This window comes from Gemmatimonadales bacterium, assembly GCA_035502185.1.
GTDB lineage: Bacteria > Gemmatimonadota > Gemmatimonadetes > Gemmatimonadales > JACORV01 > Fen-1245.
Window position 1 is genome coordinate 39,298 of the sequence record DATJUT010000095.1, and the last position, 24,385, is coordinate 63,682.

Below are 24,385 nucleotides of genomic sequence, written 5' to 3' on the forward strand. Positions count from 1 at the left end.
GATGCGCGGCGCCGTCTTCCTCGACCGCGACGGCACACTGGTCCGGGACCCGGGCTACCTCCACGACCCCGACCTGGTCGAGCTGCTGCCCGGCGTGGCCCCGGGCCTCGCGACGCTCGCGCGGGCCGGATGGCCGCTGGTGATCGTGAGCAACCAGTCGGGCATGGCCCGCGGCCTGTACGGTCCCGAGGCCTTCGCCGCCGTCCTGACGCGCCTCGGCGCGCTGCTCGCGCCCCAGGGCGTGCGTTTCGCCGCCGCGTACTTCTGCCCGCACCATCCCGACTTCACCGGCCCCTGCGACTGTCGCAAGCCCGGCGTCGCGCTGTTCGAGCAGGCCGCACGGGAGCACCGTCTCGACCTCGCCCGATCGTGGATGGTGGGCGACCGGCTGAGCGACGTCGAGCCGGCGCGGCGGCTCGGCGGGCACGGCCTGCTGCTCGAGTCGGCCGAGGCCCCGGACGAGGCCGCCAGGGCCCGCACGATGGGCTTCGCCGTGGCGCCGGATCTGGTCGCCGCGGCCCGCATCATCGGCGAGCCGGCGCCGTGACTCCAGTCACATCGAACCCGTTGGCACCGCTGGTATTGCGCGGGCCGCGGCCCGCCATATACTCACCCCGAGCAGGATGCCATTCGCGGGGCCGCTCGCGCCCCATCCGCACCCATTGAGGAGGTACGTCTTTATGTCGCTTCGTCGCGGTGCTGCCGTCGGGCGCACGCTGGCGGTGGGCCTCGCGTTGGCGGCTGCCCTCGCGCTGCCGGTTCGGGCGCAACAGCAGATACCGATCAACACGCCGGTCACCGGGCAGATCACGCAGTTCGACCCGCTGTTGACCGATCAGACGCATTACAAGGTCTTCACCTTCCAGGGCACCGCCGGCCAGACCGTGCAGATCGACCTGCTGTCGGCCGACTTCGACGCGTACCTCTACCTCAAGGACCAGACCGGGAGCACCCTCGCCCAGGACGACGACGGCGGCGGCGGGCGCAACTCCCGCATCGTCCACGTGCTGCCGTACACGGGGATGTACCAGATCTACGCCAACACGGTCGGCCGCGGCGAGACGGGCGCGTTCACGCTGCAGGTCCGGAGCGGGGGCGAGGCGCCGCCGCCGCAGATGGCGCAGGTGCCTTCCTCCGGGATGTCGCAGCAGATCCCCATCGGCACGACCGTCCAGGGCGAGCTGACGGCGAGTGACCCGACGATGACCGACGGGTCGCACTACAAGATGTTCACCTTCATGGGCACGGCCGGGCAGACGGTGCAGATCGACCTGATGTCCACCGCGTTCGACTCGTACCTGTACCTGCGCAACTCCAACGGTCAGTCCATCGCCACCGACGACGACGGCGGCGGCAACCTCAACTCCCGGATCATCCACCAGCTGCCGTACACCGGCATGTACCAGGTCCTGGCCAACACCCTGCGCTCGGGGCAGTACGGGCCGTTCACGCTCCAGATCCAGCCCGCGCAGGCGAGCGGCCCCGTGGTCACCACCCTGCAGCCCGGGGTGGTCAGCAACCTGCCGTCCGTCAACGCGCTCGGCCTGGTCGGCCAGATCGGGCTCAATCAGCAGGCGCAGAACACGCTGATCTCGGGCGGCGTGGCCTGGAACAACAAGCCGATCCATCTCTACGGCTACCAGTGCTCGCCGGGGCAGTCCGCGCAGTTCGACGTGCTGTCGAGCTGGGACAACTACCTCATCGTGTTCGACCCGAACGGCGTCGAGATCGCGCACGACGACGACGGCGGCGAGGGACTGAACGCGCGGCTGCGGTTCTCCTGCCCCTCGGCGGGACAGTACCGGCTCGGCGTCACGACGGGCCTGGCCTCGACGACGCCGGGGTCCTATACGCTCCAGGTGCAGCAGATCGCGGCCGTGGGCCAGGTCGTGCCGCTGCAGGGCGGCGTCGCGCCGCAGGTGACGCCCACCGTGACGCCGCCGTCCGCCGGGACGCCGACCAACATGATCCCGGCGCCGGGCCAGACCGGCCAGATCATGATCGGCCAGACGGTGCAGGGCCGCCTCGAGGCGGGCGACCAGACGATGGGCTCGGACAGCACGTATGCGGACATCTGGCAGTTCCAGGCGAGCGCCGGGCAGGCCGTGGCCATCCAGCTCAGCTCGGAGGATTTTCCGACCTACCTCCAGCTGCTCGACGGCGCGGGCAACGTGCTGCAGGAGTCGGCCGGGCACCCGAACTCGGGCCTGGCGTACACCCTTTCGTCGGCGGGGACGTACCAGATCGTGGTGAACAGCAACGGCCGCCAGCGGCGGACGGGGCTGTACGTCCTGACCGTCCGCTAGGGGGCGGCGCGGCGGGGTGCGCGTGAGTGCCGGGGGCGCCGGCCTCGGAGGCGCTGCGGCCAGGAGCGCGCTCGCGGTGCTCGGCCTCGCCGCCGTGGCGGGGCTCGAGCCGCTGGCGGCGCAGCAGGCCGATCACGCGCACCCGCTCGCGGTCCATCCTCCGGGGGCCGCGCCGTCGGGGCCCGCGCCGGCGGCGAACGAGGTCCCGGCGCCGGGCGAGACGGGGTTCATCCGGGTCGGCCAGACGATGCGCGGCGCGCTGGAGCCCGGCGACCTGCTGATGGCGGACTCCACGTTCGCCGACGTGTGGGAGTTCACCGGCGCGGCGGGCGAGAAGGTCACCATCGAGGCGCGGTCGGACGAATTCGACACGTTCCTGCAGCTCCTGGACTCCTCCGGGACGAAGATCGCCGAGGACGACGACTCGGGGGGCGACCTGAACTCCCGCCTCGCCGTCACGCTCCCGGCAGCGGGCCGGTACCGGATCGTCGTGAACAGCGCGGGCCACGAGCGGCGCGCCGGCAGGTACACGGTGTCCATCCAGTAGGCGCACGCACCTTCACAGGCAGTCCCGAACGGCGGCGGAGACCTCGATGACGCGAACCCACTATGCCCTCGCGCTGCTGGCCCTGGCCGGCTGCGCTCCCAGCCGGCCGGAGGCGATCGCGCCGGTGGTCCGCACGCTGGCGATGAACAGCGAGGCGACCGGGCGGCTGACCCGGTCCGACGCGCGGCTGCGCGACAGCAGCGTCTACCAGGCGTGGCGGTTCGACGCCCAGGCCGGGCAGATCGTCCAGATCGACGTCGCGTCCGTCGCCTTCGACGCCTTCGCGATCCTCCAGACCACGGACGACTCGATACTGGCCCGCGACGACGACAGCGGCGGCCAGCGAAACGCGCGGATCATCTTCACCATCCCGGCCACCGGCAGTTACGAGATCCTCGCCAACAGCTGGCAGCGGGGACACTACGGCCCGTACACGGTGCGCCTGCGCAGCCTGGGGATGGCCTCGGGCGGCAGCGCCCCGGGCGGCGTGCTGCCGGGCACGGTCGGCCAGATCATGCGCGGCCAGACGATGTCCGGCCGCCTCAGCCCCACCGACCCCAAGCTCTCGGACGGGTCGGTCTACCAGGCGTGGACCTACATCGGCACGACCGGCGAGACGATCACGGTGGACGTGGTGTCGACGGACTTCGACGCGTACGCCATCGTCCAGGACGGGAACGGCGTGAAGCTCGCCGCGGACGACGACTCGGGGGGCGGGACCAATGCCCGCATCGTCTACACCCTCCCGTACTCGGGTGCGTACCGCATCATCGCCAATACGTACCGTCAGGGGTCGTTCGGAGCGTTCTCGATGTCGGTGCGATAGCCGGGCGGCCCCCGGGGCCGTCGGCCGAACCCGGGGGCGGTGTTACGAAGTGGTGACGGACGCGGGGCCTTCCCTTGCCCTCGGGGAAGGCCCCGTATTCCTTCCTGACATCATGCGCGTCGCGGTCCTCGCCTCCGGCCAGGGATCCAACCTCCAGGCTCTGCTCGACGCCACGCGCGATCCGTCGCCGGCGGCGGTGATCGCGCTGGTGGTGGCCAATCGGCCCGGGGCCGGCGCGCTCGTCCGAGCCGCCGCGGCGGGCATCCCCACGGCGACGATCGCCGAGGACGGGCAGGACGCCGCGCGGCTGCTTGCGCTCCTCGCCGAGCACGCGATCGAGCTGGTGGTGCTGGCGGGCTGGCTCAAGAAGGTGCCGGACGCCGTCGTGCGGGCGTTCCGCGGCCGGATGCTGAACGTGCATCCCGCGCTCCTGCCCGCCTTCGGCGGCGCGGGGATGTACGGCCGGCGCGTGCACGAGGCGGTGCTGCGGAGCGGCGCGCAGGTGAGCGGCGCCACCGTGCACCTGGTGGACGACCAGTACGACCACGGCGAGATCGTCGCGCAATGGCCCGTGCCGGTCCGCGCCGACGACACGCCGGAGACGCTCGCCGCACGCGTGCTCGCGGTCGAGCACCGCCTGCTCCCGGCCGTGGTGCTCGCGTTCGCGCGGCTCGGCGCCGTCCCCGGCGCGGGCGCGCTGGCCGTGGCGCTCGGGCGCCCGGCGCCCTCCACCACCCTGCCCCGCACGCTCGACGATGCGCTGGCCGCGCGGTAGCACCCTTGCGCTCGCGGCGCTGCTCGCGGGCCCGGCGGCGGCCCGCGCCCAGCACCTCGATTCGCTGGTCGTCCGACTCGCCGACATGAGCGCCGTGACGGGCCTGGAAGACGCGATGGCGGAGAGCCTGCAGGCGGCCCTGCCGGGCTCGGCGCTGGACCGCGCGGGGAACGTCGTATGGACCCGGGGCGCCGGCAGCCCGGTGCGGGTGGCCCTCTGCCCGATGGACGAGATCGGCTACGTGGTGGGCGCGATCACCGCCGACGGCTACCTGACGCTGCGTCGCGTCGGCACCACGCTGCCGGGTCCGCTCTACGACCAGTTCCTCGAGGGCCAGCGGGTCACCGTGTTCGGGCGGCGCGGCGCCGTGCCGGGGGTCGTGGGCGTGCGCTCCGTCCATTTGTCGCGCGGCCGGCCGGGCCAGGGCGACGAGCCCTTCCGGCTCGACGACGCCAGGGTGGACGTCGGCGCCAGGTCGGCGGCCGACGCGGCGGCGCTCGGCATCGCGATCCTCGCCCCGGTCACCCGTGCCAAGCACGCGCACCGGTACGGGTTCGATCTCGTGGCCGCCCCGGGCGCCGCGGACCGGGCGGCCTGCGCGGCGCTGCTCGACGCGTCGCAGCGGGCGCCGCGGGCCGGCGGCCGCGGCACCGCGGTCGTCGCCTTCACCCGGCGCCGCCAGTTCCGCTGGGACGGCGCCGCGTTCCTCCTCCGGGATCGCGCGGCGGGCGCGGGCGAGGTCGTGGTCCTCGGCGGCGCCGCATCCGCCGACTCTCTCGGGCTCGGCGCCGCACCCGCGCGGCGCGACAGCCTCCCGACGCCCGGGGGCTGGGTCGCGGTGACGGCCTGGAGCCTGCCGGCGCGCTATGCCCGCACGCCGGTCGAGACCGTGTCGCTGCGCGACGCCTCGGCGCTCGCGGAGCGGCTGCGCTCCTTCCTCGGAGGCGCGCCGTGAGGCGGGCGGCCGCCGCCGGGCGGACCGGCGCCGCCCTGGCGCTGTGCCTCGCCGGCGGCCTCGCGGGCGCGGCGGGGGCCGCGGCGCAGCAGCCGGCGCGGCTCGCCGAGGCGGCCGACGTGCTCGGCCGGCTCATCGAGACCTACGGCGTGTCCGGCCACGAGGCGCCGGTGCGCGACGCCGTCATCCGCCTGCTGCCGGCGTGGGCGCGTCCCTCGGTCGACACGGCCGGGAACGTGCTGGTGCGCGCCGGCTCCGGCGCGCCGCTGGTGGTGTTCGTCGCCCACCTGGACGAGATCGGGTTCGTGGTCACCGCGATCCGGGACGACGGCGGCCTCGACCTGCGGGCGGCGGGCGGGTTCTACCCGTCGCTGTTCGAGGGAGAGCCCGCGCTGGTGCACACGTCGCGGGGTGTGGTGCCCGCGGTGTTCGTGCCGCGCGACAGCGCCGGTCCCGCGCCGCGCCGCAGCCCCGGCGCCCTCCGCGCCGATCCCGGCACCGCGAGCCGGGCCGCGACCGAGGCCCTCGGCATCCGGCCGGGCGACGCGGTGACGATGCCGAAGGCGTTCGTGCCGCTGGCCGGGTCCCGGGCCACGGGGCGCTCGATGGACGATCGGGTGGGCTGCGCCGCGCAGCTGCTCGCGCTGCGCCGTCTCGACCCGCGCGCGCTGCGCCACGCCGTGGTGTTCGTTTTCTCGGTCCGCGAGGAGATCGGCCTCGAGGGCGCGAAGGCCGCGGCGGCCGACCTCGCGGCGGAGCGCCCGGCGCGCGTCCACGCGATCGACACCTTCGTGTCCGCCGACGCGCCGCTCGAGATCCCGACGTTCGCCGACGCCCCGCTCGGCGGCGGCGCCGTGGTGCGGGCGATCGACAACAGCGCCGTCGCGCCGCCCGCCCTGGTGGACTCGCTGCTCGCGCTGGCGCGCTCGCGGGGCATCCCGCTCGCGGCCGGGACCACCAACGGCGGGAACGACGGCTCGGTGTTCACCGCCTACGGCGTGAGCGACGTGGGGCTCGGGTGGCCCCTGCGCTACGCCCACTCGCCGGCGGAGGTGATCGACTTGACGGACCTGGTCGCCCTCGCCGACGTCATCCAGGCCATCGCGGAGGGGTGGTGATGCCTCGCGCCCTGATCTCGGTCTCGGACAAGCGCGGCGTCGTCGAGTTCGCCCGCGCGCTGATCGCCCTGGGCTGGGAGATCGTGTCGACGGGCGGCACCGCGCGCGCGCTGGCGGCGGCGGGCGTCGCCGTGACGCCGGTCGAGAAGGTCACCGGTTTCCCCGAGATGATGGACGGCCGGGTGAAGACCCTCCACCCGGCGGTGCACGGGGGCCTCCTGGCGCGGCGCCGCGTGCCCTCCGACGTGATGGCGATGGAGCGCCACGGCATCGTCCCGATCGACCTGGTGGCCGTCAACCTCTACCCGTTCCGCGAGACCGTCGCGAACCCCAGAGTGACGGTGGACGAGGCCATCGAGCAGATTGACATCGGCGGGCCCTCCATGCTCCGCTCTGCGGCGAAGAACCACGACGCGGTCACGGTGGTGGTCGATCCGGCCGATTACGCCCGGGTGGCCGACGCGCTCAAGGCCGGCGGCGTGGGTCCCGGGCTGCGGCGCGAGCTGGCGGTCAAGGTGTTCCGCGAGACCGCGACCTACGACGCGGCGATCGCCCAGTGGCTGGAGGCGCACGCGGGCGCCGCCGCGGACGGCGGCCTGCCGGCCTTCCTGCTGCTGGCCCTCGAGCGGCGGCAGGCGCTCCGCTACGGCGAGAACCCGGAGCAGAAGGCCGCGTTCTACGTCACGGGCGAGGGCGGCAGCCTGGCCGACCTCTCCCAGCTCGGCGGCAAGGAGCTGTCCTTCAACAACCTCCTCGATCTCGACGCCGCGTACCTGGCCCTCGAGCCGTGGAGCGATCACACGGCGTGCGTGATCATCAAGCACACCACGCCGTGCGGGATCGCCCTCGGCAAGACGGCGGCGGACGCGTACCGGCGCGCGCTCGCGACCGACCCGGTTTCCGCGTACGGCTCGGTGGTGGGGCTCAACACCGTGCTCGACGCCGAGACCGCGACCGCGATGGCGGAGCTGTTCGTCGAGGCGGTGGTCGCGCCCTGCTTCCTGCCCGACGCCCTCGAGGTGCTGCGCCGGAAGAAGAACCTCCGGATCGTCGAGGTGCCGCGCGGCCAGGCGGCGGAGTCGCTCGACTTCAAGCGCGTGCGGAGCGGCTTCCTCGCCGAGTCGCGCCTGCGGTTCGACCCGGACGAGAGCGGCTGGAAGACCGTGACGCAGCGCGCGCCCACCGCGGCCGAGCTGGACGACCTGCGGTTCGCCTGGGCGGCGGTCATGAGCGTCAAGTCGAACGCGATCCTCATCGCCAGGGACGCGCAGGCGCTGGGCATCGGCGCGGGCCAGATGAGCCGGGTGGACAGCTCGATGCTGGCGGTGCACAAGGCGCGCGCCGCCGGCCACGAGGTCGCCGGCGCCGTGCTGGCCTCCGACGCGTTCTTCCCGTTCCGCGACGGCGTGGACGAGGCGGCCAGGGCCGGCGTCCGCGCCATCGTCCAGCCCGGCGGGTCGGTGCGCGACCCCGAGGTCGTGGCGGCGGCCGACGAGCACGGCCTGGCGATGATCTTCACCGGCAGACGCCAATTCCGGCACTGATGAAACGACTCGCGATCGTCCTCGGTCTCGCGCTCCCGCTCGCGGCCTGCACGTCGGAGCTGCCGCGCGGCACCTCGTCGTTCACCCTCGGGCGCACCACCGTGCGGGTGGACTCGACGCTCGATCTGGTGGGGCTGGTGCTGCGGCTGTCGGATACGGCCGACATCCCGCCGCTGGGCCCGATCAAGAAGTGGGCGGTCGCCCTGGGAACCGAGGTGGACGACTCGGCGTTCGACCTGGCGCGCTCGCTCGGGCCGACGCCGGTGGGCCCGGTGCTCGAGGCCTGGGCCGCGCCCGCGACCCCGGACTCGGCGTGCGGCTGGATCGCCCCCGGCGTCCGCCGCTGCTTCACCGGCAACGCGCCGCAACGGCGCGCGCTCGCGCGCTTCATCGGGGCCGCCCGCGCCTTCGCGCCCCGGGCCGCGCCCCTCACGTTCGAGGGCCTCAACGCGGCGGCGCGGCTGCGGGACCTGTCCGACGTGTACGTCGCCCTCGCCGGGTCCAAGGCCCCGGACAGCCTGCTGGCGGCGTACTCCGGGTACGCGGGCGAGAGCTACGACGTCACGCTGGCGCGGACCTTCTGGACCCGGCAGCTCAGTCCGACCGTCGATCCGGTGGGCTGGACCCACGAGCTGGGGAACCGGATCTTCATCGCCCCCGACCCGGTCTTCGCGGATCGCTCGTTCCGCTCTCCCAGCTACATCTGGCTCGCAGCCGGTCACCAGATGGCGCACGCCGTCGTGCGGCGGCTGTTCGCCGAGCACCCCGAGATCCTGGAGCGCACGGTGCAGCTGCGGCCGACCATCGAGGCCGCGATGGCGCGGGCGGGCTACGCCCCGATCTTCTGGGACGAGACCCTCGGCGAGCAGCTGGCGCGGGCCATCACCATTCGCGCGCTGCTGGCCGCCAAGCCGACGCTCGCCTGGCCGCTGCGGACCGAGGCGATGGGCGCCAACATGGCGCTGGTGCCGTGGCTCGAGGACGCCCTGGTGCGCTACGAGAGGGACCGGGCCACCTATCCGAACCTGTCGGCCTTCGCGGGCGAGCTGACCAGGGCCATCGCGGCGATTCCGCTCGACTCCTGCCGCGCCGCCACCAGCCCCGACGTCGCCCTGGTGGGCGTCGGCCGCGAGCGGGCGATCGTCGGATGGATCGGGGAGAAATCGCCCTTCAAGGGCCGCGGGCTCCTGGCAGGCGATACCGTGCTGGCCGTGGACGGCGACAGCGTCTCGGCAGGCGACCTGATGCTGCCGACCCGCCAGCTCTACCTCGACTTCTCGCAGCACCTGCCCGCCGAGCTGGCCACGCTGAGCATCCGGCGCGGCGGCCGCATCTACGGCATCGAGGTGCCGATCAACTGGGCGCCGCGGGCGGTGACGCGGGTGGCGTCGCAGGCCCGGACCGCGGTCGAGCCGATCTGCGGGTGGGTGCAGCGGGCCGTACGGCAGTAGGGCGGGTCGGCGGCACGCCGCCCGGCCGATGCCTCACTGCATGTTCATCCCCGGCATCCCTCCCATCGCCCCGCCGAGCGAGTGCAGGTACGTCAGGTCCCGCTGCGTCTCGGGGTCCTTCGGATCGAGGCGCGGCCACGCCTGGACGTCGTCCGGCTTGAACGCGCCCCCGAACGTCCCCATGGCCCCGGCCGCCACCGTATGTCCGGTCGGGTTGTCGTAGAAGGCCGTCAGGCGAAAGCGCTGGCCGGCGGCGATCTGGTAGCCCCCGGTCCGCCACAGCTGCCGGACCGGCATGCCCAGCACCCGCCCCGTGGTGTCGCGCGCCGCCCGCGCGTCGTACACCGTGTCGCCGGTCGCGAGGTTCACGAGCACCAGCCGGAGGCCGAGGTCGTGCAGGTGCCCGCCGATCGCGAGCAGCGCGCCCGAGATCGGCACGGCGAACTCGTGGCTCAGTGACGAGCGGCCGGCCGGGATGTCGAAGTCCGACGACCGCCCCACCGCGCCGGTGACGTCGGTGCCGATGCTGTAGACGTCCACCGGTCGGTCCTCGGCGTTCTCGGGCGTGTAGGGAATGCGCAGCCGCACGTAGGCGGCGGGGTAGCTCGTGTCGGTCGGGTTGTCGAGCATCGGGTTGATGCCGAGCGCCTCGCCGCGGCGTACCGGGTAGCCGATGAACCCCGGCAGCCGCACGTCCCCCGTCTCCTTGCCCACCGAGGCCATCCGCTGGACCTGGCCGTCCAGGAGCGCGCGCCGGTCCAACTCGATCAGCTCCACGTGGTGAATCAGGGCTCGCGGCAGCAGGCGCCCGCCGGAGTCCACGATGTCCACGTCGTAGCCCTGCAGCCAGCCGCCGCGCGGCAGCGCGACCGACTGCACGCCGAGCTGCTCGACCATGTGGTGTTCCGTGTGCGCGGGCAGGACGACGGGGCCGAGCGTGATGACCAGCTGCTGATGGGCGCTGTCGTCGGCGATGCGCGCGTGCGCAGGGAAGCCGAGGATCAGCGAGTCGGGCTGGATCGGGCCGAGGGCGCCGGCGGCCACGAGGGCGACGAGGACGGTGAACATCTCCTGCTCCTGCCGAATGGCGTTGGCCGCGGAATGCTGTTAACGTGTTGGGAATTCAGACGTACAATATGGGCTGTTTTTCGCTTTCGGCCCAGGGCTACCTGTGAGCCGGGCCTTCTTCCACCACACCGGAGGCGATGATGAACCGCAGAGACGCAAGCAGGGCGCTCGCATCGATCCCCCTCGCGATGGCGGTCGGTCTGATCACCCCACAGCACGCGGTCGCGGCGGACGCGCAGGGGTACCCGCGGCTCCAGGCGGCCATCACCGCGATCCAGGACGCCCTGGACTTCATGAGCAACGCGCCGGACACCTTCGGCGGGCACAAGGCCGCGGCGATGACGGCGTGCCGGACGGCGATCCGCCAGTTGAATGCGGCCATGAACTGGAACGCGGCGCATCAGGGCAAGTAATCGCACGGTGTCGTCGGAGGTTCGGCGGGGCCCCGTCGGTTCGGCGGGGCCCCGCTGTTTCGGGGGCGTCGTCGAGGACCCGGCGGCATTGTGCGAAGCGCAGGCGCCGTCATAGCTTAGGCAGTTCGGAGGGCTAGACCTAACTGGCAAGGCAGCGGTCTTGAAAACCGCCGGGCGCAAGCCCTTGGGGGTTCGAGTCCCCCGCCCTCCGCTCCTGCACTCGGCACTCGCGACCGGCTGGTCCGCGCCACTGTCACGGCGCCCAGCCCGGAGGACGCCGAGGCTGCCTTCCGGATCCTGAACTCAGGACCCGATGTCCCCGATGCCTGACGGAGGCCCCGTGACCCCCAGCGCGCGGCTGCTGCTCATCGGGCTCGTCGCAGGCCTGGCCGGTTGTCAGGGCGGCCCGACCGCTCCCACGCTCGCCGACCTCCAGCGGGCGCAAGCCGCGTGGGCGGCACACCATCTCACCCGGTATGCGTATCGGTACCAGACTACCGGGTTCTTCAATGCCCTGGACGGTCGGGCGATGCGCCTGGTGGTCCTCGGTGACACGGTCCGATCCGCTCAATTCGTCGCCACGAACGACTCCGTGCCCGTAGTGCCGGCCACCCTGCCGACCATCGACGCGTTGTTCGCCGAGGCGATCGCGGCGCGGGCAGGCGGCACGCTCGTAACGGCGCTGTTCGATCCCGTCTTCGACTACCCCACGCGGTTGGAGTTCTCGGGCCCGCCGGACGCCGGCGGCGTCGTTGTCGCGTCCGCCATCGAGCTGCTGCCGTAGGGTCCGACGGGCTGACCTTCCGCGGGGCACACGGCCGCGACCCTACCGGGCCGCGGGCGCGGCCCCTATGTTAGCGACGTTCTCACCTACCTCCAGATGAACGAGCCGCCCAAGCCATTCCGCGACGCCCTCGCGGGCCATTACGCCATCGAGGGGGAGCTCGGCGCGGGCGGCATGGCGGTCGTCTACCTGGCGCACGACGCCAAGCACGACCGCCGGGTCGCCATCAAGGTCCTCCGGCCGGAGATCGGCGCGGGGCTCGGCACCGAGCGCTTCGTCCAGGAGATCCGGGTCGCGGCCCAGCTTCACCACCCACACATCCTCCCGCTGTTCGATTCGGGAGAAGCCGGCGGCCTCCTCTACTACGTCGCGCCCTACGTGGAGGGAGAGTCGCTGCGCGAGCGGCTGCTGCGCGAGCGGCAGCTCACGGTACCGGAGGCGCTCGCCATCGTGCGCCAGGTGGCGGGCGCTCTGGCCTACGCCCACGCGCGCGGGATCGTCCACCGCGACGTCAAGCCGGAGAACATCCTCCTCGAAGGCGGCGAGGCGATCGTCGCGGACTTCGGCATCGCCCTGGCTCTCAGGGCGGCTGGCGGCGAGCGAATGACCGCCGCCGGCCTGGCACTGGGCACGCCGACCTACATCAGCCCCGAGCAGGCGTCCGGCGGGGGCGCGGTGGACGGGCGCAGCGACATCTACAGCCTCGGCTGCGTGCTCTACGAGCTGCTGGCGGGTGAGCCTCCGTTCAGCTCGCCTACGCCGCAGGCGGTGCTCGCGCGGCACCTCCACGACACGCCCCCGTCGCTGACGGTCCTGCGGCCGAACGTGCCCGCGGCCGTGGCGCGGGCAGTGGCGCGCTCGCTCGAGAAGGCGCCGGCCGATCGGTTCGCCACGGCGACCGACTTTGCCGTGGCGCTGGAGGCACCGGCCGCGGAGGCCGGCCGTGCCTGGTGGCGGCGCCGGTCCGTCGTCGTGGCGGCGCTCGCGGTCGTGGCGGCCGTCGCCGTGGTCGGGCGACTGGCGTTTCCCGGCAGCGCGTTCGCGTCTGGCCAGCGCGCCCTGGCGCGGTGGGACCTGTCCGGCGCCCAGGCGGCGTTCCGTCGGGCCGTCGGAGCGAATCCGCAGGCGGCGGCCGCGCAGCTCTGGCTGGCCCAGACCAGTGCCCTGGCCGGCGAGCCGCTGGACGCGTGGCGCGGGTCGGCGCGGAGCGCCGTCGTGAACGCGCACAGCCTCCCCACGTCGCGGGACAGCGTTCTCGCGTTCGCCCTGCTCGCCCTGGCAGAGGGGCGCTTCCCCGAGGCATGCGCGCGCTACCGGGAGGCGCTGAGCCGCGACTCCCTCGACGTGATCGCGTGGTTCGGGCTGGGAGAGTGCCAGCGGCGCGACCATGCGGTGGTACGCTACGCCGCCAGCCCGACCGGCTGGCGCTTCCGCGCGGGCTACCAGGGCGCGGTCACGGCGTACCAGCGGGCCCTCGATCTCGCGCCGGCGCTCTACGCAGCCTTCGGGGCGGAGACCTACAACCGGCTCTCGCAGGTCGTCATGGCCGAGCGCCTCAGCTGGCGCCCGGGCGAGGCCGTGCCGCCGGACACGGGGAGTTTCGTGGCGTACCCGGCCCTGGACCACGACACGCTGGTGCTCGTCCCGTATCCCGTCGGCAGGACCTTCCCTCCCCTGCCGGCGACGAATGCTGCCGCTGCCGCCCGGGGAGCCGAGCTGCTGCACGGCCTGGTGGCGAAGTGGATCGCCGCATTCCCCCGAAGTGCCCCGGCTCACGCGGCACTCGCCAAGACCCTGGAGATGGAGGGGTCTCTCGCGGACGATGGCAGCGGCCGGCCGACGGCGCTGGACCAGATCAGGGAGGCCATGCGACTTGAACGGGACCCGGAGGAGCGCGTGGCGTTGGCCGTCGGCGACGTGCGCCTGCAGCTCAAGCTGGGCGAGTTCGACGTGGCCGCACGGGTGGCGGACTCGCTGCTCACGACCGCGAGTGATCCCTCGCCGGAGATTGCGCGACAGCTCGCCTGCACCGCCGCGCTCCTGGGACGCCCCGCTCGCGCCGCCGATCTGCTCGAGCGGATGGCTGCCGACACCACCTTCGGTCTGCTGACCCTGGCGTTGCCCGTGAAGCGGGCCGCCCTCCGGCTGATGGGGTTCGTGGCCCTGGGGGCACCGACCGACAGCGTGCGGGCTCTGGGGGGGCGGGTGGATTCGTTGCTGCGGAGCTGGGTGGACCCGGCTCAGCGATCGACCGTGCGGGCGGCGCTCGTCAATCAGCTGACGCCGCTCCCGGCGCTCGGCGCGGCCTGGGACACGAGTTGGGTCGGGTGGCCCGGCTACTTCCTCTACGATGTCGCGCTGCTGCTGGCCCGCGGCGACACGGCGGCCGCGCGCGCGCGGCTCGCGGCCGCCCGCCGGACCCAGGCAGGCATGAGTCCCGGCGATCTTCTCCCCGTGCCCGTGTACCCGGAGGCCCAGCTGTTCCTCGTGGTGCGCGACACGGCGGCGGCGGAGTGGCTCCTCGACCGCCTGCTCGACAACCTGGCCTCGGCGCAGACGTCCCTGATCGCCGAGCCGAGGCTCGCCGGCGCGCTCGCCCAGGCGATGGTCCTGCGCGCGCACCTGGGAATGCGGCGGCACCAACCGGACGTCGCCCGGCGCTGGGCGGCGGCGGCGAGCGCACTGTGGCGCGGCGCCGACCCTGACCTGCGTTCGACGATGCACGGCCTGTCCGCGCCGTAGGCCCGGCAGGCCCTGCATCACGTCTCTCACCAGAGGAGGTGCGTATGCGACTCTCGAGGCTGGAACGGCGCCCGCTGGCAGTGCCATGGTTCGCGGCGCTGGGCGTCGCACTGCTCGCCGTCGGGTGCAACCGGACGGCGCCGCCACCTGGCCGAGCGGTCGCCGGGCCGCGGCCCACGCCGGCTCCGGCGCTCGCCTTGCCGGTTGACTCCTCGTCGCACGCCGCCTTGCTGGCGTACGCACACGGCCTGTCCTTCGACACCACGGCGCCGGGTGTGGACCGTCGCTACCTCGTCGTCGCGCAGGGCGAGCGTCTGGTCGTCGGGCCATATGCCGAGTTGGCCCCCGAGATCGGCGCGGCGGCGATCAGCCACGCGGACCTCGTCCGCGGCCGGATTCTGGCCCGGGTCACGGTGGAGGGGGCGGGCGGGTCGGCGCCCGGAGTCGCGTATATCTGGGTGGATAGCGTCGCCGGCGGCTTCCGAGCGGTGTTCGTGCCGGTTTCGGGCGCTGCGCGGATGAAGGTGGCGCCGGTGACCTTGGCGCACTATGGGCCGGAAGCAGCGTTCTGCCAGGTGCTCGCGGTCGGGCGGCTGCAGGACGCGGGCCCGCCCGACCCGCCCGGCGACCCCCTGCCGTTCAGCGCTGCCCTTCGCAAGGTATGCGTCCCCTGCGACTGCACCATGTGCTGCTCCGACACGACGTGATGCGCTGCTGGTCCTGAGGGGCCCGGCAGCGGTGTCCCTCCGTCGGCGGCGCGGGCCTTCCCCGCGCCGCCGGCGGGCCGAAACAATCGCGCGCCCAGCGGCGTACTATCCGCTCGACACGCCGTCCGATGCCGCGGGTCGCCGACCCGCCGCGTTGCCCTTGCCATTCGCCTCACGAGGATTCTCCGATGCGGGTCACGCTGGTTGCGTTCCTCCTCGCCGCGGCCGCCGGCCCGGCGCTCGCGCAGTCGAACGCCGAGCTGATGGCCAACGACCACTACACGCGCTCGCACGACTACGACCTGGTGCACCAGCGCATCGCCGTCTCCGGCTTCGACTGGGATTCGCTGTCCTTCGAGGGCACCGTGGTCACGACCCTGGTCGCGCTCCGGCCCGGCCTCGACTCCATAGTGCTCGACGAGGGCGCACTGCTGGTCAACACGGCGGTGACCGCCCGGGACGGTGCGGCCCTCCGCAGCGCCCGCAGCCGCGACACGCTGGTGGTGTACCCGGCGCGCCCGCTCGCCTTCGGCGACACCCTGACGTTCACCGTCGCCTACCATGGACGCGTCAAGGACGGCAACGGCCTGACCTTCATCACCAGCGACGGGCAGCCCCACCGCCCGCGACAGATCTGGAGCCAGGGCGAGGACCACAACAACCACGACTGGTTCCCCACGTTCGACTTCCCGAGCGACAAGATGAGCTGGGAGCTGGTGGCGACCGTGCCCGAGGCGGACGTCGCCGTCTCCAACGGACGCCTGGTGTCCAACGTGGTGAAGGGCGGACAGCGCACCATGACGTGGCGGCAGGACGCGCCGTCCGCCACCTACCTCGTGTCGCTGATCGTGGCGCCGCTGGTGAAGATCCACGACGCCTGGCAGGGCATCCCGGTCGACTACTACGTCTACCGCGAGGACAGCAGCCTGGCGTGGCCGCTGTTCCACGTCACTCCCGACATGATCGGCACCTATTCGCGGCTCACCGGCGTGCGCTATCCGTGGGACAAGTACGCGCAGACCACCGTGGCCGACTTCTTCGGCGGGATGGAGAACGTCAGCGCCACGACGCTGGTGGACTGGCTGCCCGACGCGCGCGCCTACCAGGACCGGCCATGGTACCAGCACGACCTCATCCCGCACGAGCTGGCCCATCAGTGGTTCGGCGACTACGTCACCACCGTGAACTGGGCCAACATGTGGCTCAACGAGGGCTTCGCGGAGTTCATGCCCGGGCAGTACTGGGGCCAGAAGCTGGGCCCGCTGGCCGAGCAGGATTACTACGCGAACGAGTACGAGTCGTACCTGGGGATCGACCGCCGGCGCCCGATGCCGCTGGCCTCGCTCGGCTCGAACAACATCTACCCCAAGGGCGCGCTGGTCCTGGAGATGCTGAAGCACTACCTCGGACCGGAGCGCTTCTGGGCCTCGATCCACGCGTACCTCGCCCGCCACGCGCTCGGCACGGCCACGACCGACGACCTGCGGCAGGCCGTGCTCCAGGCGACGGGCGAGAACCTCGACTGGTTCTGGGCGGAGTGGATGTACCAGGCCGGCTACCCGCAGCTCGACGTGGCGGCCGCCTACGACTCCGCGCGCCGGGCTCTCACGCTGACGATCCGGCAGACGCAGCAGGACTCGCTCAAGCCGGACAGCACCGGCCTCAGGTTCACCGTGCCGGCCGTCTTCCGGATGCCCCTGGTGGTGCGGGTCGGGACGGCGCAGGGCGACGTGACGCAGCGGATCGTGCTGCGGGCGCGGGAGCAGACGGACACCGTCGCGAACGTCGCGAGCCCGCCCACGATGGTGGTCTTCGACGACGGGAATGCGGTCCTCAAGAGCCTGCACTTCGAGCAGCCGACGGCCTGGCTCGCGACCCAGCTGGCGCAGGACCCCGACCTGTGGGACCGGGAGTGGGCGATCGAGCAGCTGGCGGGGCGCCCGTCCGACACCGCGGCCGCCGCCGCGCTGGCCACGGCCGCGACCCGCGCCGACTACTACCTCGTCCGGCGCAGCGCCGCCGCTGCGCTCGCGCACTTCCCCGCCGCGGCCGCGCTGCCGGCGCTGGAGACGGCGGGCGCGGACACGTCGGCCGCCGTCCGGGCGGCCGCGGTGGAGGCACTGGGCGAGCTGGGCGGGTCGCGGGCCGTCGCCCTGGCGCGGGCCGCCTTCGCGCACGACTCCAGCTACCAGGTCCGCGCCGCCGCGGTGAGCGCGCTGACGCAGGCGGACTCCGCCGACGCCGGGGCGGTCGTCCGGGCCGCGCTCGGCGACTCGTCGTACCAGGACGTCATCCGCAGCGCGGCCTTCCGCGCCATCGCCGTCCACGACGACACCTCGTTCGTCGGCGTGGTCGACAGCCTGTTCGCGGTGAGCCAGTACCCGGCCTTCGTCCTGGCCCACCTCGGCGCCCGCGGCAGCCAGCGCGCGCTCGACCTGCTCGCCCGGCGGCTCGACGACGGTCGGCGCTCCGTGCGCGACCGGGCACTCCAGGCGTTCCGCTTCGGGATGCCGCGGCCGCTCGCGCTGGCGCGCCTCAGGAGCGCGGTGGACGGCCTGAGCCGCGCGGACGCGAAACAGGCGGTGGCGGACGCGATCACCGCGCTCGCCGCCGCCCGCGAGGGCGAGTAGCCGCGCGCCGCGGCGGCGGCCGCCCGCCTAGGGGCCCGGGTCCTGGCTACCCGGCAGCGGCCGGAGGAAGTGGGTGTCGAGGAGCAGCTGGTCCTCGGCGAACCGGGCGACGTAGTGGGCGCCGGCCATGAGCAGGGCCGGCTTGGCCAGCACCTGCATGCTCGCGACGCTGCGCTGGACGACGACGTTCGGCAGCAGCTCGGCGAACGTGATGGTGGAGGTCGCCGAGCGCATCTTGTCCCAGGCGCGCTCGGGGTGGGTGAGGCTGACGGTGATGCGTCGCACCTGGTAGGAGCGCGGGTCCATGTCCACGTCGCCCGCCAGGTCGGGCGCCTGCAGCGAGTCGGGCGGGCGGAAATGGAACCGCACCAGCTCGGTGTCCCCGACCGCCACCCTGCCGGTGAACGAGAAGCAGTGGTTCGCCTGGAACACGCTGTCGGCGATGTCGGTGATGGTGGGGAGGCGGACCGCGGGGTCGATCGTGCCGTCGGGCATGTCCGTCGCGCCCACCACGTCACCGGGCCGGTACTGCGCGATGGCGCTGCTCACGTACTCCGCGGTGTCGCGCCGCGTCCACTCCACGTTGCCGACCTCGTTGAGGTCGGAGAAGGTGCGGATCATCCGGTAGCGGAACTGGTACGTCGTGGCGAGCAGCTTGTACTGCCGGGCGAACTGCCCGATCTGGTCGAACAGCGCCGCCAGCTCCGGCGTGCCGGCGTCCGGGGGGCCCGGCTGGGTACAGCCGCGGGTCGCGACGACGGTGATCTCCTCGAGCCGCACGGTCAGCCGCTCGATGGTCACCGTGACCGCCACGGTCTGGTTCGCCGCCACGACCACCGTCGTGTCCACCGGCTTGAAGCCGACCTGGCGGGCCTGCAGCCGGTAGGTCCCGGCCGGGATCCGGGTGAAGGCGAACGCGCCCGTCTCGTCCGTGAACCGCTGCGTGAACCGCGGCGGCATCGCGACGACCGCGTACGGCACCGGCTCGCCCGGACCGGCCAGCACCACCCCGCGCACGGTGGCGGTGCCCCGCGGACCCGGTTCCTGCGAGCGGAGCGGGCGCGGGGCCGCGAGCGCGTGGAGCGCGATGGCGAGCAGCATGATCCGGGTCGTGCGGTCCACGGCGGACTCCCTCACGTCGAAGCAGGCACCGCGGAGTGCAGCAGGCCTGCGCTCCCAACGGATAGCAGAGCGGGCCCCGGAGGGTCAAGCCACGACCGGCGGGCCGCGGATAGGCGGCCGCGGCGGCACGCGGCGGCCGCCGCCAACCCCCGGGCCCGGCTGCGTGTCTCACGATAGCCGCGCCACGACCCGAACCACCTCGAGCCACCGGGAGCCACCGATGCGCCGTCCGCTGGTCCTGTGCTTCGCACTGCTCGCCTCGCGCCTCGCCGCCGCGGAGCCCCCGCGGGCGGCGCTCGCCGATTCCTCGCTGTCGGCCCCGATCCGCGAGGTCCGCTACGAGCTGACGTTCGACAGCGCGGCCGCCGCGAAACGGCAGGTTCACGTGGAGATGACCTTCGAGGTCGCGGGCACGGCGCCGGTGCTGCTCGCCCTCCCGGTGTGGGCCCCCGGTCACTACACCGTCCTGAACTTCGCGCGCCGGGTCCGGGGGTTCGGCGCCGTGCAGGACGGCCGGCCCCTCCGATGGGACGAGTGGGACTACACCACCTGGCGGGTGCGGCCGCTGCGGGCCGGGGCGGTGCGCGTCGCGTTCGACTACGCCGCCGACACGCTGGACGACGCGTCCACCTGGGCGCGGCCCGACTTCGCGCTCGTGGACGGGACCAACCTGCTGCCCTACGCCCGCGGCCGGAGTCTCGAAGGGCCGGCGACGGTCGCGGTCAGGACGGAGCCGGGATGGCGGGTCGCGACCGGGATGCACGGCGCCGGCCCGGCGCTCACCTTCCGGGAGGGGACGTACCACGACCTGGTGGACATGCCGCTGTTCATCGGCCGCTTCGACGTGGACAGCGAGCTGATCGCCGGGAAGTGGACGCGCCTCGCGAGCTACCCGGCCGGCCGCCTCGCCGGCGAGCCCCGGGCGCGACTGTGGCGCGGCCTCCGGAGCACCATCCCGGCCTCGAGCGCGGTGTTCGGCGTCACGCCCTGGGACGACTACACGGTGTTCATGATCTTCGACGACGACTATCCCGGCGGCAGCGCGCTCGAGCACCAGAGCTCGGACGTCGGCATCTACACGCCGCGGCTGATCGGGACGCCGGTCCTCACCAGCATCGTCGCGCACGAGATGTTCCACGCCTGGAACGTGAAGCGCCTGCGGCCGGCCGAGATGGTGCCCTATCGCTACGACGCCCCGCAGCCGACGACCCTGCTGTGGGTCAGCGAGGGGTTCACCAGCTACTACGCCGACCTCGCCCAGGTGCGCGGCGGCGACGTCGACTCCGCGGCGTTCCTGCAGGACCTCTACGGCCACATCCAGACCGTCCTCGGCACGCCGCCCGTGTCGGTCGAGGACGCCTCGCTGTCGACCTGGATCCAGCCCACCGACGGCACGGCCTACGTGTACTACGACAAGGGCGCGACGATCGGGCTGCTGCTCGACGTGCTGATCCGCGACGCGACCGACGACCGCGCGTCGCTCGACGACGTGATGCGCGGGCTGTACCGGGACGCGTACCTCAAGGGCCGCGGCTTCACCAACGCGGAGTTCTGGTCGGCGGTGGGGCGCGCCGCCGGCGGGCGCTCGTTCGCGGACTTCTACCGCCGCTACGTGGACGGCCGCGACTCCCTGCCCTACGACTCGGTGCTGTCACTGGCGGGAATCCACTTCGCGGCGCGGAGCTACCGCGCGCCGCGCATCGGCATCTCCACGGCGGGAGACAGCGGCGGCCTGCGGGTGACGGCCGTGGTGCCCGGAAGCGCCTACGCCGCCGGCGGTGGACAGGTCGGCGACACCATCGTCACCGTGGGCGGCGTGGACGTGCGCAAGGACCCGTCGTTCGAGGAGTTCCGGCGCCAGTGGACCGACAGCGACAAGCCCACCGTGCCGGTGGTGATCCGCCGCGGCGGGCGCGAGACGGCGCTCGACGTGCCGGTCAGGCTGGAGACGTGGACGAACTCGGCGATGACCTACGACGCCGGGGCGTCGGCCAAGGCCGCGCGCATCCGGTCCGGCATCCTGCGGGGCACGACCGAGCGTTGAATCGGCGGCAGACGCCGGGGCGGGCGGCGGGCGGCGCGCCCCGAGCGGCCGCAGCCGCACCTAGCCGACGTGCCGCTCGGTGATCATGCGGAAATGGTACCCGTAGATGGCGAGCGTCACCGCCATCGGCAGCAGCTTGGGCCGGCGCACCAGCGTCCAGGCGATGAGCTTCCAGTACTCGACCCGCTCCCGCCCGACGATGCCGAGGCGCACGATCGACCGCGCGAACGCCAGCGCCTGCTGCCGCAGGAATCCGGGATCGAGCCGGGCCTTGAGCTTGGGCGGTCGATACTCGCTGAGCAGCGTCCGGACCCGCCGGTAGTATTCCTTCGGGGCATAGAGGCGCCCCAGCAGGTCGCGGTACGCCTGGCGCAGCGCGACCCCTCCGCCGAGCGGGACGATGTTCGTCGTCCCGTCCACGTTGTCGCCCGAGCCCCCACGCACCAGGCGGCCGGCCCGCCGCATCCGCTCGTGCAGCCGCGTGCCCGGCAGCGCCTGCAGCAGCCCCACCATCGCCATCACGATGCCGCTCTTCTGAATGAACTCCACCAGCCGCTGGGGGGCCGACGGCGTGTCGCTGTCGAAGCCCAGGATGAAGCCCCCCTGCACCTGGAGACCCGCGCGCTGGAGACGCCGGGTGTCCGCGACGAGGTCGCGGTTCAGGTTCTGCTTCTTGCTGCACTCGGCCAGGCCGCCCTCGCTCGGGGTCTCGATCCCGACGAACACGGTGTCGAACCCGGCCCGGGTCATCAGCTCCACCAGCGCCGGGTCGTCGGCGAGGTTGATGGACGCCTGGGTGCCGAACGACATGCCCCGCCGCCCCCGTCGCCACTCGATGAGCGCCGGCAGCAGCTCGGTCTTCAGCGCGCGCTTGTTGCCGATGAGGTTGTCGTCCACGAAGAACACGCCGCCGCGCCAGCCCAGCTCGTAGAGCCGGTCCAGCTCGGCGATGACCTGGTCCGGCCGCTTGGTCCGCGGCCGGTGCCCGAGCTGCGCCGTGACGTCGCAGAACTCGCAGTCGAACGGACAGCCACGCGAGTACTGCACCGGCATGGTCTGGTAACGGCCCAGGCGCACCAGGTCCCACCGCGGAACGGGCGTCCGCCCGAGGTCGGCGAAGTCGGCCGCCCGGTACACCGGCTGTGCGCGACCGGCCGCCAGGTCCTCGAGGAACGCCGGCAGGGTGATTTCGGCTTCGTTCAGGACCAGGTGGGACGCCGCATCGAACTGCTCGGGCTGCGCGGTGAACAGGGGGCCCCCCGCGACCACCGGCCGGCCCGCCGCACGGCAGCGAGCGAAAATCCGGTCGACCGACGGCCGCTGCACCGCCATCGCGCTGACAAACACCGTGTCGCACCACGCGAGGTCTTCGTCGCGCAGCGGCTGGACGTTGGCGTCCACCAGCCGCAGGCTCCACGCGTCGGGCAGCATCGCCGCCACCGTCACGAGACCCAGCGGCGGAATGGACGACTGCTTGCGCACGAACCGCAGTGCGTGCCTGAAGCTCCAGTAGGTGTCGGGGAACTCCGGATAGACGAGGAGGACCTTCATCGCGCGCTGCTGCGTGGGGGGCGCGTCATGGCCGAGAGTTACCGCCGCGCCCCCCGCGCCGTCAACGCGGCCGGGCGCTACCGCGGCCGCCCGAACGGCATGATGCCGAGCGGATGCGCCTCGGCGGGCAGCCCGAGCACGCGCACCGCGGCCGTATCCTGCACCGAGCCGGCGAAGGTGGTCGCGAGACCCAGCGCCGCCGCCTGCAGGTAGACGTTCTCCCCGGCGAAGCCGACGTCCATCGGCACGAAGCGGTCGGCTCGCGGGCCGAACCGCGCGGCGCGCTCGGGGACGGCCGCGAACACGATCACTCCCGCCGCGTCGCTCACCCACGCCTGGTGGACCGCCGCGTCGACCAGGTCCTTGAGGCGGTCGCCGCTCGCCACCGGTTCGAGGTCGTGGGTCGCCGGCCGGTAGTGGTAGACGCCCGGCGCGAGCCCCGCCACCCGCGACGCCACCAGGAACAGCTCCAGCGGGTAGGTGGCGCCGGCCGAGGGCGCCGTGCGGTGGCCGTTGGCCGGCCGGTTCACGCCCTGGCCGGCCCACAGCAGCTGGCCGGCGTCGGCGAGGGCCACCGCCGAGTCCCGTGCCAGGGCGCGTACCGACTGGCGGGCCCACAGCGCCGCCTCGAGGGACATCGGGCCCGCACGTCGGGGCGCGGGGAGCGGGACGGCGGTGGACGGCGCAAGCTGACCGGCGGCCGCCGTCGCGGTGGCGGCGCACAGCGCCGCCGCCAGCAGCAGCTTCATCGCGAGCCTCTCTGCGCGGCCGGCGCGCGGCGAGGCCGCCGCGCGTCCGGCTTCACGGCACGGCCGGCCGGGCGGACCCCGCCGCCTGGATCATGGCGACGCCGGGCGCGAGGCCCGGGGCCGTGCCTTCCACCCGGATCTCGCCCGTCTGCTTCGTCGCCTGCACGATGGCCACGCACCGCCCGTTGAACGCGCGGCGCGAGGCGTCCTTGTCGCTCTCGTGGCTGCTGGGATCGCCGTTGCCGACGCCGATCAGGCGCGCGGGGCCGGAGACCTGGAAGGTCACCAGGGCATCCGCCACGGGGACCTCGCGGCCCTGCGCGTCCACCACCGTCACCGCGACCACGGCCGCGTCCTCGCCGTCCGCCGCGACGGCCTCGCGGTCCGCGGCCAGCAGCAGTCGCGCCGGCGCGCCGGTCGTCTCGCGCTTCGCGGTCAGCACCACCTGCCCGCCCCTGGAACCGCGCGCCTCGAGCGAGCCGGGTGCGTACGGCACCTTCCACATCAGGTGCGTGTCGCACCTGACGTCCTGCGCTCCCAAACTCGTGCCGTTGAGGAACAGCTCCACGCGCTCCAGGTTGCTGTGCACCCAGACCTCGATCTCCTGGCCTTCCTTCCCGGCCCAGTTCCAGTGCGGGAAGAGGTGGAGCACCGGCGAGTCACCCCACCACGCCTGATAGTAGTAGTAGTTGTCCTTGGGGAAGCCGCAGGTGTCCAGGATGCCGAAGTGCGAGTTGATGCAGGGCCACTGGTAGGGCGTCGGCTCGCCGCGGTAGTCGAATCCCGTCCACGCGAAGCCCCCGGCCAGGAACGGCCGGGCGTCGTAGTACGACCACCAGCGCTCGGCCGTCGAGGCCCAGCGCGGGAAATTCACGTCGTACGCGCTGACGTAGCCCCGCACCGTGTCGTTGGCGTAGATGCCGCGCGTCGAGACGGTGCTCGCGGTCTCCGTGCCCATCTCGGGCTGGTGCGGGTGGTCGCGGTGGTACGCGTCGATGTCGCCCACGAAGTAGTTGAACCCCTGGATGTCCACGACGGCCGAGAGTCCCCGCC

At 73.2% G+C, this 24,385-nt stretch carries 20 protein-coding genes and 1 tRNA gene; 16 read left to right on the plus strand and 5 right to left on the minus strand.

Annotated elements, in window-relative coordinates; genetic code table 11:
• Position 1 precedes the first annotated feature (1 nt).
• From VMF70_12215 to VMF70_12255, 9 genes are all read left to right on the plus strand, one after another.
• Positions 2–547 (plus strand): HAD family hydrolase, encoded by a 546-nt coding sequence (locus tag VMF70_12215; protein ID HTT68783.1) that lies wholly within the window; start codon positions 2–4, stop codon positions 545–547.
• A 133-nt stretch (positions 548–680) separates the two neighbouring features.
• The gene (locus tag VMF70_12220; GenBank protein HTT68784.1) at positions 681–2,306 is read left to right on the plus strand and encodes a PPC domain-containing protein; all 1,626 of its coding nucleotides are present in this window, start codon (positions 681–683) and stop codon (positions 2,304–2,306) included.
• Positions 2,307–2,382: 76 nt separating this feature from the next.
• The gene (locus VMF70_12225) at positions 2,383–2,853 is read left to right on the plus strand and encodes a PPC domain-containing protein (protein ID HTT68785.1); all 471 of its coding nucleotides are present in this window, start codon (positions 2,383–2,385) and stop codon (positions 2,851–2,853) included.
• A 46-nt stretch (positions 2,854–2,899) separates the two neighbouring features.
• Positions 2,900–3,679, plus strand: coding sequence for a hypothetical protein (locus VMF70_12230; GenBank protein HTT68786.1), 780 nt, complete (start codon positions 2,900–2,902; stop codon positions 3,677–3,679).
• Between the two features lie 112 nt (positions 3,680–3,791).
• Positions 3,792–4,454 (plus strand): phosphoribosylglycinamide formyltransferase, encoded by a 663-nt coding sequence (gene purN / locus VMF70_12235; GenBank protein HTT68787.1) that lies wholly within the window; start codon positions 3,792–3,794, stop codon positions 4,452–4,454.
• Entirely contained in the window at positions 4,435–5,409 is a 975-nt protein-coding gene (locus VMF70_12240; GenBank protein ID HTT68788.1) for a hypothetical protein, read from the plus strand. The genes purN and VMF70_12240 overlap by 20 nt, the downstream gene beginning before the upstream one ends.
• Positions 5,406–6,527, plus strand: coding sequence for a M20/M25/M40 family metallo-hydrolase (locus VMF70_12245; protein HTT68789.1), 1,122 nt, complete (start codon positions 5,406–5,408; stop codon positions 6,525–6,527). Before VMF70_12240 ends, VMF70_12245 begins: the two co-directional genes overlap by 4 nt.
• The gene (gene purH, locus VMF70_12250; protein ID HTT68790.1) at positions 6,527–8,071 is read left to right on the plus strand and encodes a bifunctional phosphoribosylaminoimidazolecarboxamide formyltransferase/IMP cyclohydrolase; all 1,545 of its coding nucleotides are present in this window, start codon (positions 6,527–6,529) and stop codon (positions 8,069–8,071) included. Before VMF70_12245 ends, purH begins: the two co-directional genes overlap by 1 nt.
• The gene (locus VMF70_12255) at positions 8,071–9,522 is read left to right on the plus strand and encodes a DUF4932 domain-containing protein (protein HTT68791.1); all 1,452 of its coding nucleotides are present in this window, start codon (positions 8,071–8,073) and stop codon (positions 9,520–9,522) included. The genes purH and VMF70_12255 overlap by 1 nt, the downstream gene beginning before the upstream one ends.
• A 33-nt stretch (positions 9,523–9,555) precedes the next feature.
• Here the strand turns inward: VMF70_12255 and VMF70_12260 are convergent, their stop codons facing one another.
• Positions 9,556–10,590 carry a hypothetical protein gene (locus tag VMF70_12260; GenBank protein ID HTT68792.1) on the minus strand — a complete coding sequence of 345 codons (1,035 nt, stop codon included), beginning with the start codon at positions 10,588–10,590 and terminating at the stop codon, positions 9,556–9,558.
• 140 nt (positions 10,591–10,730) lie between these two features.
• On the opposite strand from VMF70_12260, the gene VMF70_12265 reads away from it, so the two are divergent.
• The 6 genes from VMF70_12265 (at position 10,731) to VMF70_12290 (ending at position 17,866) form a co-directional block, all read left to right on the plus strand.
• Positions 10,731–11,003: a hypothetical protein gene (locus VMF70_12265; protein ID HTT68793.1), complete on the plus strand. Its 273-nt coding sequence runs from the start codon at positions 10,731–10,733 to the stop codon at positions 11,001–11,003.
• A gap of 127 nt (positions 11,004–11,130) precedes the next feature.
• Positions 11,131–11,214 (plus strand) — tRNA-Ser (locus VMF70_12270).
• A gap of 129 nt (positions 11,215–11,343) precedes the next feature.
• Positions 11,344–11,787, plus strand: coding sequence for a DUF6174 domain-containing protein (locus VMF70_12275; protein ID HTT68794.1), 444 nt, complete (start codon positions 11,344–11,346; stop codon positions 11,785–11,787).
• 96 nt (positions 11,788–11,883) lie between these two features.
• Complete coding sequence (locus VMF70_12280; GenBank protein ID HTT68795.1) at positions 11,884–14,529, plus strand: serine/threonine-protein kinase; 2,646 nt, start codon at positions 11,884–11,886, stop codon at positions 14,527–14,529.
• A 197-nt stretch (positions 14,530–14,726) separates the two neighbouring features.
• The gene (locus VMF70_12285; GenBank protein ID HTT68796.1) at positions 14,727–15,236 is read left to right on the plus strand and encodes a hypothetical protein; all 510 of its coding nucleotides are present in this window, start codon (positions 14,727–14,729) and stop codon (positions 15,234–15,236) included.
• A 188-nt stretch (positions 15,237–15,424) separates the two neighbouring features.
• Entirely contained in the window at positions 15,425–17,866 is a 2,442-nt protein-coding gene (locus VMF70_12290) for a M1 family aminopeptidase (GenBank protein ID HTT68797.1), read from the plus strand.
• A 27-nt stretch (positions 17,867–17,893) separates the two neighbouring features.
• Here the strand turns inward: VMF70_12290 and VMF70_12295 are convergent, their stop codons facing one another.
• A complete protein-coding gene (locus tag VMF70_12295; protein HTT68798.1) occupies positions 17,894–18,988 on the minus strand; it encodes a carboxypeptidase regulatory-like domain-containing protein in 1,095 nt (364 codons plus the stop codon).
• 220 nt (positions 18,989–19,208) lie between these two features.
• On the opposite strand from VMF70_12295, the gene VMF70_12300 reads away from it, so the two are divergent.
• The gene (locus VMF70_12300) at positions 19,209–21,032 is read left to right on the plus strand and encodes a hypothetical protein (protein HTT68799.1); all 1,824 of its coding nucleotides are present in this window, start codon (positions 19,209–19,211) and stop codon (positions 21,030–21,032) included.
• Between the two features lie 60 nt (positions 21,033–21,092).
• Here VMF70_12300 and VMF70_12305 read toward each other — a convergent pair whose 3' ends face one another.
• The 3 genes from VMF70_12305 to VMF70_12315 form a co-directional block, all read right to left on the minus strand.
• Entirely contained in the window at positions 21,093–22,583 is a 1,491-nt protein-coding gene (locus VMF70_12305) for a B12-binding domain-containing radical SAM protein (protein HTT68800.1), read from the minus strand.
• Between the two features lie 77 nt (positions 22,584–22,660).
• Positions 22,661–23,332: a SagB/ThcOx family dehydrogenase gene (locus VMF70_12310; protein HTT68801.1), complete on the minus strand. Its 672-nt coding sequence runs from the start codon at positions 23,330–23,332 to the stop codon at positions 22,661–22,663.
• 52 nt (positions 23,333–23,384) lie between these two features.
• The coding region (locus tag VMF70_12315; GenBank protein ID HTT68802.1) for a DUF4982 domain-containing protein at positions 23,385–24,385 on the minus strand (1,001 nt) is incomplete at its 5' end.